This is a genomic window from Pseudomonas sp. P97.38 (assembly GCF_001269745.1).
Classification (GTDB): Bacteria; Pseudomonadota; Gammaproteobacteria; order Pseudomonadales; family Pseudomonadaceae; genus Aquipseudomonas; species Aquipseudomonas chlororaphis_E.
The window spans coordinates 190691-202406 of sequence record NZ_LHVJ01000017.1; the positions used below are offsets into that span (position 1 = coordinate 190691).

The window sequence follows — 11716 nt, forward strand, 5'->3', positions numbered from 1 at the left end:
AAGACTGCCATCGGCAACTCTACAAGCCGCGGATGGCAAGGGCTTCAGCGGTTTATCCTGATTTCGGTCCGGCGGTTCAGCGCACGTCCGTCGGCGGTTTTGTTGTCGGCCACCGGTTGGCTTTCCCCGACACCGGACACCGAAACGAAACTGGCGCGCGGCACGCCCTGCTCGACCAGGTATTGCACCACCGAATTGGCCCGTTTCTCCGACAACCGTTGGTTATACGCATCGCTGCCGACGCTGTCGGTGTGGCCGGTGACCCGCAGTTGCGTCGTGGACGTTTCCTGCTTCAACCGGGTCGCAACGGTGCTCAGGACCTCTTTGTCGGTCGGGGTCAGCGTGGCCTTGTTGAATTCAAAGTGCACGTCGCGGATCACGATGGTTTCTTCCTTGACCACCACGGGGGCTTCGACCACCGGCGCCGGTGCAGGTGGCGGGCAGCCATCGGCGTCGACTTGCACGCCCTTCGGCGTGCCCGGGCACTTGTCGCGGCTGTCAGGCACGCCGTCGCCATCTTCGTCGCCGTCGCCATGGGCCCAGCACCAGGCGCCCGCCACGGTACCGGCCACCAGCGCGCCCGGGCCGATCCAGGAACTGCTTTCAATGGCGCCCAACCCCGCGCCGACGACGCCACCGGTGGCCGCACAGATCGGCCAGTCGGTTTTCTGCAAACCTGCGCAACCAGTCAACACACTGGTTAGCAGAACCAGGGGTAACGCTGTCCGAACTATGCTCATCGGGTGTTCTCCTTGAGGGATCGGCATGGCGCCGATTCAGGGGAGTAAAGACCCGAGTTCGGATCTGCGCCAGCTTCACGCAATCGCGACTTTTGCCCCGTGTTTGCGACCGTTCGACACGGTTAAGCGCAAACCGCTCTAGGCCACGATGTCCGGGCAGGCTATCGTGGTGCCCCTGACAGAGGAACTTCGATGACCGTTGCCATTTCTTCGCGCACGCCCCAGCAAGCCTTGGCGGCCGTGCTTGAGCGTTATGCCCCGCAAAAACTGCTGCTGATCGGCGCCAGCGGCTTTCCCGCGCTCGAGGCGTTCCAGCAGGCGCACCCCGCCACGCAAGTGGTGCATGCCGGCCCCGGCCCCTTGCCGGCGGACGTGGCGGCGCGGCGTTTTGACCTGGCCCTGGCGCTCGATTGCCTGGAGCATTTGCCCAAGCGCGACGGTCTGAACCTGTTGGGTGGCATCCGTAACCTGAACGCCAGCCGTATCGCCGTGCTCGCGGACCTGAACGCCTGCGGCTGGCAAGAGACAGACTTCTTTTCCCTGGCCCTGCAAGCCAATGAGCGATTCCAGCGCGAGGAACAGGTGCTGACCCTGTTCACCTACGATCTGCTTGAATACAAGCAAGTCCCCGACTGGCTCAACTCACGCTTTTGGGCCAACCCGGAAAACTTTGGAAAATACTGGTGGTAGCCGTGAACATGAGCCCACACACACCCATTTGCCCTTGCGGCAGCGGCAACTTGCTGGACGCCTGCTGCGGCCACTACCACGACGGCCACCCGGCACCTTGTGCGCAAGCCCTGATGCGCTCGCGCTACAGCGCCTACGTGCTGGGGTTGGTGGACTATCTGGTGAGCACCACCCTGCCCGCCCAGCAGGACGGTCTCGACCGCCAGGCCATCAGCGACTGGAGCGCCAACAGCACCTGGCTGGGTCTGGAGGTGGAAAGCAGCGAAGTGTTCGGCGGGCAGCCGGAACACGCCTTTGTCACCTTCACCGCGCGCTGGCACGATGGCCAGGGCGAGCACAGCCACCGGGAACAATCCTCGTTCGTGCAGAACGATGGGCGCTGGTACTTCATCGATCCCTCCGTGCCGGTCAAGGCCGGCCGCAACGACAGCTGTCCGTGTGGCAGTGGGCATAAGTTCAAGAAGTGCTGTGCGGGCTACTTCGGCCGCTGATTTCACGAGCGTCCGACACGCCCCCTCTCGCCAGCGGGCTAGACTGGAATAAACCAGAGGCGCGGACATGACCCAGACAACGCACCTGCTACGCATCACTTGCCTGTTGTTGTTCATCGGGCTCGGCGGCTGTGCGTCCTGGCGAGGTGAACAGGCGCCCGAACCCCAGGTGCACCTGGCCAAGGTCGAGGTGGTGCGGGCGCGGCTGCTGGAGCAGAAGTTCACCTTGCACTTTCGCGTCGACAATCCCGGCGACAGCGACCTGACCGTGCGCGGCCTGACGTATCGCATCCACTTGGGCGACCTGTTGCTGACCGAAGGCGAGCATGAGCACTGGTTCACCGTAGCACCCAGGCACAGTGCCTATTTCAAGGTGCCGATCCGCACCAATCTGTGGCCCCAGGTACGAGACGTGGTGAAACTGCTTCAAAAACCCCGGGAGCAGATCCCCTACCGCCTGGAGGGCGAGCTGGAAACCGGCTTATTCATCGCCCACTACGTGCACCTGGAACGCAATGGCGTGATAATCGCCGCCGATTTAATTGCGGAGTAACCCCGATGACCCAGCAACCCCATGTCCACGGCCCTGATTGCAACCACGATCACGACCATCATCACGATCATGACCACGGCCACGTCCACGGCCCGAACTGCGGCCACGCTCACCAGGAGCCGGTGCGCAACGCCCTGAAGGACGTCGGTCGCAACGACCCGTGCCCGTGCGGCAATGGCAAGAAGTTCAAGAAGTGCCACGGGGCTTGAGGGTTCGGGCGAAGAACTTCTTCGTCTGTTGCCCCCTGTGTGCGAGCTGCTCGCGATAGCGCTAGGTCAGCCAGCATTGTTTAACCTGGCCTGCCCTCTTCGCGAGCAAGCTCGCTCCCACGGGATCTTGCAGTGAAACGATATCTGGTGATCGCCGCAAAATCCTGTGGGAGCGAGCTTGCTCGCGATGAGGCCGGCACATCCAACCTCCCTTGGTCAGCCTGCGTCCAGAATCCGCTGCACACTGACCACCGTCGCATACTCGCCATGCAGGTTGCCCAGGGACATGCCATGGACCTCGCCGGCCGAGCGCAGGTTGCCGAAATAATCGGGCTTGTCGAAAGTGAAGCAGGCGTCTTCGGCCACCCAGGTGTCGAACCCCAGATTGCCGGCCGTGCGCGCCGTGGACTCCACCGAATTGTTCGTCGCCACCCCCACGATGACCAGTTGCTCGATACCCGCCCGACGCAGGTCCATCTCCAGGTGAGTGGCGCAGAAAGCGTCCGGTACATCCTTGTGGATCACCCACTCCCCCGCCAATGGCTCGAAGCGCTGCTGCACCTCCACACCCGATTGCCCCGGCCAGAACACCGAGTCCGGCGAACGGGACAGGTGATGAACGTGCACCACCGGCCGCGCCGACGCCCGCCAGAACCCCAGCAGTTTCAGCATGCGCAACTCAGCCTCGGGGTTGTTGCGAGGCCCGAGCCTGGGGTGGAGGATGCCTTTTTGTTGATCGATGAGGATCAAGGCTGCGTTGTTGCGTAGTTCCATGCCATGTCTCCCTGGCTCGGTCAGTTGGGCTCTCCCACCTTGCGCGTCCTTCCTTCCTACCTGCAACGCCAGACAAGATCAATCCGCTCCAGCCCTGAAATCACCAAGGTTCCATCCGCGCAGGGCTTTCATCGCCAAATCAACAAATAACCCTCGCCCCCGCTTGCGCGGCCCCCTCCTGCTCACTAACGTAGCGCCTTTATTGACGACACCCCCTCCCGCAGGAGCTTTGCCATGGCCTCGCCAGCCTCTATTTCCTTCATCCCCCGGCTCGGCGTTGCCGCCGCAGTGGCCAGTGTGCTCGGTTTGAGCGGATGCCAGTCCTGGAACACCCAGGACACTGTCCCGCCCACCTCCGGGGTGCAGCCGCTCAAGGGGCTGGCACAGAATGTTTCGATTCGGCGCAATGCCATGGGCATGCCGCTGATCGAGAGCAACAGCTTCCACGACGCGCTGTTCTCCCTCGGCTACGTCCACGCCAGCGACCGCATCGGCCAGATGGTGACCCTGCGCCTGCTGGCCCAGGGGCGCCTGGCGGAGATGTCCGGTGCCGAGCGGCTGGACGTCGACCGCTACATGCGTGCCGTCAACCTGAAGAAAAACGCCGATGAGCTGTACAAGGCCTCGTCGCCGCGGCTCAAGCGCTTCTTCGAAGTCTATGCCCGGGGCGTCAACGCCTACCTGTTCCGCTACCGCGACAAGTTGCCGGCGGACCTGGCAGCCACCGGCTACAAACCCGAATACTGGAAGCCGGAAGATTCGGCGTTGATGTTCTGCCTGCTGAACTTCAGCCAGTCGGCCAACCTGCCGGAAGAGATCGCCAGCCTGGTGCTGGCCCAGACGGTCAGCCACGACAAGCTCGCCTGGCTGAGCCCGTCCTACCCGGACGAGCCGTTGCCCCTGGCCGAGGCCGACAAACTCCAGGGCATCCGCCTCAATGGCCAGGTGCCGGGCCTCGGCGAGATCAGCCAGGCCAGCAACCAGTTGGCCGCGATGAACCTGCTGGGCGCTGCGTCGTCGAGCAACTGGGCCATCGCCCCGCAACGCAGCCGCAGCGGCAAGAGCCTGCTGGCCAGCGACAGTCATGGGCCGTTGGGCGTGCCAGCGCTGTGGAGCCCTGTGCAGATCCGCGCGCCCAAGTACCAGGCAGCCGGGCTGTCGGTGGCGGGCATTCCGATGATCCTGGCCGGTTTCAACGGCAAGGTGGCCTGGAGCATGAGCAGCGTGCAGGGGGACAACCAGGACTTGTTCCTGGAAAAAATCCGACGCCAAGGCAATGGTCTGTCCTACGAGGTCAACGGCAAATGGCAGCCGGCGACCGTGCGCAACGAAACCTACTTCATCAAAGGCCAGCGATCGATTCGTGAAGCCGTCTACGAGACCCGGCATGGCCCGCTGCTCAACAGCGCCCAAGGCCCGGCCCTGGCCAATGGCTTTGGCCTGGCCTTGCAGACGCCGAGCTTCACCGACGACAAGACCCTGGACGCGTTCTTCGACCTGTCCCGGGCGCAGAGCGCCGAGAAAGCCTCCGATGCCAGCCGGGAAATCCGGGCCATGGCCGCGAACCTGGTCTTCGCCGACGCCAGCCATATCGGCTGGCAAGTCACCGGGCGTTATCCGAACCGCCGCGAAGGTGAAGGCCTGCTGCCGTCGCCAGGCTGGGACGGGCGCTACGACTGGGACGGCTACGCCGACCCGATGCTGCACCCCTACGACCAGGACCCGGCCCAAGGCTGGCTGGGCACCGCCAACCAGCGGGTCATCCCCCATGGCTACGGCATGCAGTTGTCCAACTCCTGGGCCGCGCCGGAGCGTGGCGAGCGCCTGGCCGAGCTGGCCGGCGCGGGCAAGCAAGACGCCCGTAGCCTGAGCGCCATGCAGTATGACCAGACCACCCCGTTTGCGGCCAAGCTCAAGAAAGTCTTCGAAGCCCCCGGCATGGCCCTGCCGCTCAAGCAGGCGATCGACGCCCTGCCGGTGGCCGACCGGGCCAAGGCCCGCGAAGCCTACACTCGCCTGATGGCGTTCGATGGCCGCCTCAGCCCGACGTCCGCTGACGCTGCGATCTATGAGCTGTTCCTGCAGGAAAGCATGAAGCAGATCTTCCTCGACGAACTGGGCCCGGACAGCAGCCCGGCGTGGAAAGCGCTGATTGCCAGCGGTCAACTGTCCTACGCCGCCCAGGCCGATCATCTGCTGGGGCGCGAGGACAGTCCGTTCTGGGATGACGTGCGCACCCCGCAGAAAGAAGACAAGGCGCTCATCCTCGCCCGCAGCCTGGCGGCGGCCATCAGCGCCGGTGACAGCCAACTGGGCGGTGCTCACCAGGCCTGGCAATGGGGCAAGTTGCACAACTACGCCTGGAAAAACAGCAGCGGCCAGGTCGTACGTGGCCCGGTAGCGGCAGGCGGCGATGCCACCACGCTCAACACCGCGGCGTTCGCCTGGGGACAGGACTTCAACACCACCGTGGCCCCGGCCATGCGGCTGATCGTGGACTTCGGCCAGCCTGAACCGTTGATGGTCCAGGACGGCGCCGGTCAATCCGGCAACCCGGCGAGCCCGAACTACCTCAATGGCATCGACCCGTGGATCAAGGGCCAGTACCAGAACCTGCCGCTGCAACCGCAGAACTTCGACCGGGCGTATGGCAAGACGCGGTTGACCTTGGTGCCGGGCAAATAGCGGCACTGCACCTCATGGTGGCGAGGGAGCTTGTTCCCGCTGGGCTGCGCAGCGGCCCCATTATTTTATGGGCACTGCGTGCCCAAGCGGGAGCAAGCTCCCTCGCCACGATGACATTGCAAACCTGTCCGGCCGCCAAACCCGATAGAACTTCTCACCCCGCGCTCGCCTCTACCTGACAAGCCCATCACCCCGGTGATTGCATGGATCTTGTCATTGCTCGCCCTGAAGGACTGTATTGCCCGCCTGGGGATTTCTACATCGACCCCTGGCGTCCAGTGGAACGCTCGGTCATCACCCACGCCCATGGCGACCACGCCCGCGGCGGCAACCAGCACTACCTGGCCGCGGCCCCCGGCGAAGGCATCCTGCGTTCGCGGTTGGGCCAGGACATCAACCTGCAAACCCTGCCCTATGGCGAACGCCTGGTGCATCACGGCGTGACCCTGAGCTTTCATCCCGCCGGCCATGTGTTGGGGTCGGCCCAGGTGCGGCTGGAACACCGGGGCGAAGTCTGGGTCGCCTCAGGGGACTACAAGGTCGAACCCGACGGCACCTGCGCGCCGTTCGAACCGGTGAAATGCCACACCTTCATCACCGAGTCGACCTTCGGCCTGCCCATTTATCGCTGGCAGCCCCAGGCGCAGATCTTCGACGAGATCAACCAGTGGTGGCGAGCCAACATTGCCGCGGGGCGCGCCAGCGTGCTGTTCTGCTATTCCTTCGGCAAGGCCCAGCGAATTCTCCACGGCATCGATGCGAGCCTCGGGCCGATCCTCGCCCATGGCGCGGTGGAACCGTTGAACCGCGTCTACCGCGAGGCCGGCGTCCACCTGCCGCCGACCCTCTATGCCGGCGACGTGAAAAAGAACGATCCACTCATGGGCCAGGCGCTGGTCATCGCCCCGCCGTCGGCCGGCGGCAGTACTTGGATGCGCCGTTTTGGCGACTACAGCGATGCCTTCGCCAGCGGCTGGATGCGCCTGCGCGGCACCCGCCGGCGGCGCGGCGTCGACCGCGGCTTCGTGCTCTCCGACCACGCCGACTGGCCAGGCCTGCTCTGGGCCATCGAGCAGACCGGCGCCGAACGGGTCATGGTGACGCACGGCTCGGTGGGCGTACTGGTTCGTCATCTGCGCGAGCAAGGTCTCGACGCCCAGGGCTTCACTACGGAATACGGCGACGACGAGGAAGACGTGGCCAGCACCGCCGACGCCGACGAGGACGCGTCATGAAAGCCTTTGCCGAGCTGTATGCCGACCTGGACGCCACCACCTCCAGCAATGCCAAGCTGGCGGCCATGCAGGACTACTTCGCCAAGGCCTCACCCCAGGACGCGGCCTGGGCCGTGTACTTCCTGTCCGGCGGACGCCCGCGGCAGTTGGTCCCGGTCAAGGTCCTGCGGGAGTTGGCGGTGCAGGTCTCGGGGTTGTCCGCCTGGCTGTTCGAAGAAAGCTACCAGGCCGTGGGCGACCTGGCCGAAACCATCTCGTTGGTCATGCCGGAGTCGCCCCACCGTTCCGACGAAGGCCTGGCCTCGTGGATCGAACGCAAACTGCTGCCATTGCGCGGCGAAACCCCGGAGGTGCTGGCGCAACACTTGCCGGCGTTGTGGGCGCAACTGGACCGACCGAGCCTGATGCTGTGCATCAAGCTCATCACCGGCAGCTTTCGCGTCGGCGTGTCCAAGCTGTTGGTCACCCGCGCCCTGGCCGGCTTGGCCGGGCTGGACAGCAAGCGGGTGGCCCAGCGCCTGGTGGGCTACACCGATCTGGCCCACCGCCCGACCGCCGCGGCTTACCTCAAGCTTATCGCCGCCGAATCCGCCGATGAACATGCCCAGCGCGGCGGCCAGCCTTATCCGTTCTTCCTGGCCCACGCGTTGTCCGCGCCGGTGGAACAATTCGAGGCCCTGCTGGGCCCGGCCAGTGACTGGCAAGTGGAATGGAAGTGGGACGGTATCCGCGCCCAGGTGGTCAAGCGCGATGGCCATCTGTGGGTCTGGTCCCGGGGCGAAGAACTGGTGACCGAGCGTTTTCCCGAATTGCATTCATTGGCCCAGGCTTTGCCTGATGGCACGGTGATCGACGGGGAAATCGTCGTCTGGAAAACCTCGCAACCGCTGACCGAGGATGCCTTCGATCCGCAGGCGCCGCTGTCCGCCTCGGTGCAACCGTTCGCCCTGTTGCAGCAACGCATCGGCCGCAAGACCCTGGGCAAGAAAATCCTCGAAGACGCGCCAGTGGTGGTGATGGCCTACGACCTGCTGGAGTGGCAGGGCGAGGACTGGCGCAGTCGCCCCCAGGCCGAACGCCGCCAGCGCCTGGAAGCATTGCTGGCGCGGGCCCATAGCCCGGTCCTGCTGCCTTCGCCCCTGGTCACCGGCCAGGATTGGCCCGACCTTGCCCGGCAGCGGGAAGCATCCCGCCGGCTGGGCGTCGAAGGCATGATGCTCAAGGCACGCGATGCGCTGTACGGCGTCGGCCGCACCAAGGACATGGGGGTGTGGTGGAAGTGGAAGATCGACCCGTTCAGTGTCGATGCGGTGCTGATCTACGCCCAACGCGGCCATGGTCGACGCGCCAGCCTCTACAGCGACTACACCTTCGCGGTCTGGGACAACCCGCCAGGCAGTCGCGACCGCACCCTCGTGCCGTTCGCCAAGGCCTATTCAGGCTTGACCGACGCTGAAATGCGCCAGGTCGACAGCATTGTGCGCAAGACCACCCTGGAAAAATACGGTCCGGTGAGCAGCGTCACGCCGACCCTGGTGTTCGAGCTGGGCTTCGAAGGCATCGCCCTGTCCAAGCGCCACAAAAGCGGAATCGCGGTCCGGTTCCCCAGAATGCTGCGCTGGCGCAAGGACAAGCCTGTCGAGGAAGCGGACACACTGGCGACGCTGCAGGATTTGTTGAAGTAAGCGCTTCAATAGCGAGGGCGTGCATAACCCCTTGTGGCGAGGGAGCTTGCTCCCGCTGGGCGGCGAAGCAGCCCTCAGGCTGTGGGAGAAACCTGGAACATCCAGGGCCGCTTCGCGCCCCAGCGGGAGCAAGCTCCCTCGCCACAAGGGCACCGCAACGCCACTGACGCCCCATCCCAGTGCACCTTTTTGTTGTACGATCTCTCCCGCGCACCAACGCGTTCCGCTTCCCGCTGCCAAAGCTTTTAAAACACTTGTTCGGCACTCTGGTTCGGAAATTGCTACCTTTATGCCGTCATACCGTTCTCGCCTTCACCGGTAACAATACTTACGCGCCATGGGCGCTCATATTGGTTTTAGGGATTGAATAATGAAAAAAACACTGCTGACCCTTTCTGCACTGGCGTTGTGCATGGCTGCTGGCGTCGCCACCGCCAAGGAATACAAGGAGCTGCGTTTTGGTGTCGACCCTTCCTACGCTCCCTTTGAATCCAAGGCCGCCGATGGCAGCCTGGTCGGTTTCGACATCGACCTGGGCAATGCCATCTGCGAAGAGCTGAAGGTCAAATGCAAATGGGTCGAAAGCGATTTCGACGGCATGATCCCAGGCCTCAAGGCCAATAAATTCGACGGTGTCATCTCTTCGATGACCGTGACCCCGGCCCGTGAGAAAGTCATCGACTTCTCCAGCGAACTGTTCTCCGGCCCAACGGCTTATGTCTTCAAGAAAGGCTCGGGCCTGACCGAGGACAAGGCCTCGCTCAAAGGCAAGACCGTCGGCTACGAGCAAGGCACCATCCAGGAAGCCTATGCCAAAGCCGTGCTGGACAAGGCCGGCGTCAAGACCCAGGCCTACCAGAACCAGGACCAGGTCTATGCCGACCTGACCTCCGGCCGTCTCGATGCTGCCATCCAGGACATGCTGCAGGCGGAGCTGGGCTTCCTGAAATCGCCTAAAGGCGCCGACTATGAAATCAGCAAGCCGGTGGACAGCGAACTGCTGCCGGCCAAGACCGCCATCGGTATCAAGAAAGGTAACAGCGAGCTGAAGGCGCTTTTGGATAAAGGTATCAAAGCGTTACACGACGACGGCAAATACGCTGAAATCCAGAAAAAACACTTTGGCGATCTGAATCTGTATAGCGGCAAATAATGCGCTGCGCCCATCCGGTTCCGGATGGGCGCTTTTTTCCTGCCAAAGGCAATTTTCCATGTTCGAACAACTCCTACAAAATCTGGGGCTCTCGGCCTTCAGCCTGCAGGGCTTTGGCCCGCTGCTGATGCAGGGCACCTGGATGACCATCAAGCTGGCGGCCCTGTCCCTGCTGCTGAGCGTCGTGCTCGGGTTGCTGGGCGCCAGTGCCAAGCTGTCCAGCGTCAAACTGTTGCGAATTCCTGCCCAGCTCTACACCACATTGATTCGCGGCGTGCCGGACCTGGTGTTGATGCTGCTGATTTTCTACAGCCTGCAAACCTGGCTGACCTCCTTTACCGACTTCATGGAATGGGAATACATCGAGATCAACCCATTCGGCGCCGGGGTGATTACCCTGGGCTTCATTTACGGCGCGTACTTCACCGAGACCTTTCGCGGCGCGATCCTCGCGGTGCCCAGGGGCCAGGTCGAAGCCGCCACCGCGTACGGCCTCAAGCGAGGCCAGCGGTTTCGCTTCGTGGTGTTTCCACAAATGATGCGCTTCGCCCTGCCGGGCATCGGCAATAACTGGATGGTGATGCTCAAGGCCACCGCCCTGGTGTCGATCATTGGCCTGGCCGACCTGGTCAAGGCGGCCCAGGATGCCGGCAAGAGCACCTACCAACTGTTCTATTTCCTGGTACTGGCGGCATTGATCTACCTGTTGATCACCAGCGCCTCCAACTTCATCCTGCGCCGGCTTGAACGCCGCTACGCCGCCGGAGCCCGGGAGGCCGTGCGATGATCGAACTCTTGCAGGAATACTGGCGGCCGTTCCTCTACAGCGACGGCGTCAACGTCACCGGCCTGGCGATGACCCTATGGTTGCTCAGCGCCTCGCTGCTGATCGGCTTCGTGGTGTCGATCCCGCTGTCCATCGCCCGGGTTTCGCCCAAGCGGTCCATACGCTGGCCGGTGCAGTTCTACACGTACCTGTTCCGGGGCACGCCGCTCTACATCCAGTTGCTGATTTGCTACACCGGCATCTACAGCATCGCGGCGGTACGCGCCCAGCCCGTGCTCGACAGCTTCTTTCGCGACGCCATGAATTGCACGATCCTTGCCTTCGCCCTGAACACCTGCGCCTACACCACGGAGATCTTCGCCGGGGCGATTCGCAGCATGAACCACGGGGAAGTGGAAGCGGCCAAGGCCTACGGCCTGACCGGCTGGAAGCTGTACACCTACGTGATCATGCCGTCGGCGTTGCGGCGCTCGCTGCCGTACTACAGCAACGAAGTGATTTTGATGCTGCACTCGACGACCGTGGCATTCACCGCTACCGTTCCTGACGTGCTGAAAGTGGCCCGGGACGCCAACTCGGCGACGTTCCTGACATTCCAGTCATTCGGGATCGCCGCACTGATCTACCTGACGGTCACCTTCGCACTGGTAGGCCTCTTCCGCCTCGCCGAACGCCGATGGCTGGCCTTTCTCGGGCCGACCCACTAGGGCCCTG

12 protein-coding genes are annotated in these 11716 nt (G+C 63.5%); 10 read left to right on the top strand and 2 right to left on the bottom strand.

Annotation, left to right across the window (positions count from 1 at the left end; all coding sequences use genetic code 11):
- Window positions 1–44: 44 nt before the first annotated feature.
- A complete protein-coding gene (locus tag AD664_RS14735) occupies window positions 45–740 on the bottom strand; it encodes an OmpA family protein (RefSeq protein ID WP_053147526.1) in 696 nt (231 codons plus the stop codon).
- Window positions 741–932: 192 nt separating this feature from the next.
- Here AD664_RS14735 and AD664_RS14740 point away from each other — a divergent pair, with 192 nt between their 5' ends.
- The 4 genes from AD664_RS14740 to AD664_RS14755 all read left to right on the top strand — a co-directional run bounded on the left by AD664_RS14740 (window position 933) and on the right by AD664_RS14755 (window position 2683).
- The gene (locus AD664_RS14740) at window positions 933–1430 is read left to right on the top strand and encodes a DUF6231 family protein (protein ID WP_042732784.1); all 498 of its coding nucleotides are present in this window, start codon (window positions 933–935) and stop codon (window positions 1428–1430) included.
- An 8-nt stretch (window positions 1431–1438) separates the two neighbouring features.
- Complete coding sequence (locus AD664_RS14745; RefSeq protein WP_042732787.1) at window positions 1439–1921, top strand: YchJ family protein; 483 nt, start codon at window positions 1439–1441, stop codon at window positions 1919–1921.
- Window positions 1922–1988: 67 nt separating this feature from the next.
- On the top strand, window positions 1989–2474 hold the full coding sequence (locus tag AD664_RS14750) for an LEA type 2 family protein (RefSeq protein WP_042732785.1): 486 nt from the start codon (window positions 1989–1991) through the stop codon (window positions 2472–2474).
- A 5-nt stretch (window positions 2475–2479) separates the two neighbouring features.
- Window positions 2480–2683, top strand: coding sequence for an SEC-C metal-binding domain-containing protein (locus AD664_RS14755; protein ID WP_003198420.1), 204 nt, complete (start codon window positions 2480–2482; stop codon window positions 2681–2683).
- Window positions 2684–2899: 216 nt separating this feature from the next.
- Here AD664_RS14755 and AD664_RS14760 read toward each other — a convergent pair whose 3' ends face one another.
- Window positions 2900–3457: a cysteine hydrolase family protein gene (locus tag AD664_RS14760; RefSeq protein ID WP_053147528.1), complete on the bottom strand. Its 558-nt coding sequence runs from the start codon at window positions 3455–3457 to the stop codon at window positions 2900–2902.
- Between the two features lie 234 nt (window positions 3458–3691).
- On the opposite strand from AD664_RS14760, the gene AD664_RS14765 reads away from it, so the two are divergent.
- The 6 genes from AD664_RS14765 (at window position 3692) to AD664_RS14790 (ending at window position 11709) form a co-directional block, all read left to right on the top strand.
- Complete coding sequence (locus AD664_RS14765) at window positions 3692–6142, top strand: penicillin acylase family protein (protein WP_053147531.1); 2451 nt, start codon at window positions 3692–3694, stop codon at window positions 6140–6142.
- A 203-nt stretch (window positions 6143–6345) separates the two neighbouring features.
- The gene (locus AD664_RS14770; protein ID WP_053147532.1) at window positions 6346–7377 is read left to right on the top strand and encodes a ligase-associated DNA damage response exonuclease; all 1032 of its coding nucleotides are present in this window, start codon (window positions 6346–6348) and stop codon (window positions 7375–7377) included.
- Window positions 7374–9062, top strand: a complete 1689-nt coding sequence (locus AD664_RS14775) for an ATP-dependent DNA ligase (protein ID WP_053147534.1) — start codon at window positions 7374–7376, stop codon at window positions 9060–9062. The genes AD664_RS14770 and AD664_RS14775 overlap by 4 nt, the downstream gene beginning before the upstream one ends.
- Window positions 9063–9432: 370 nt before the next feature.
- Window positions 9433–10215 carry a transporter substrate-binding domain-containing protein gene (locus AD664_RS14780; RefSeq protein ID WP_042731520.1) on the top strand — a complete coding sequence of 261 codons (783 nt, stop codon included), beginning with the start codon at window positions 9433–9435 and terminating at the stop codon, window positions 10213–10215.
- Between the two features lie 58 nt (window positions 10216–10273).
- The gene (locus AD664_RS14785; protein WP_042731521.1) at window positions 10274–11002 is read left to right on the top strand and encodes an ABC transporter permease; all 729 of its coding nucleotides are present in this window, start codon (window positions 10274–10276) and stop codon (window positions 11000–11002) included.
- Window positions 10999–11709, top strand: a complete 711-nt coding sequence (locus tag AD664_RS14790) for an ABC transporter permease (protein WP_042731522.1) — start codon at window positions 10999–11001, stop codon at window positions 11707–11709. The genes AD664_RS14785 and AD664_RS14790 overlap by 4 nt, the downstream gene beginning before the upstream one ends.
- Window positions 11710–11716: the final 7 nt, after the last annotated feature.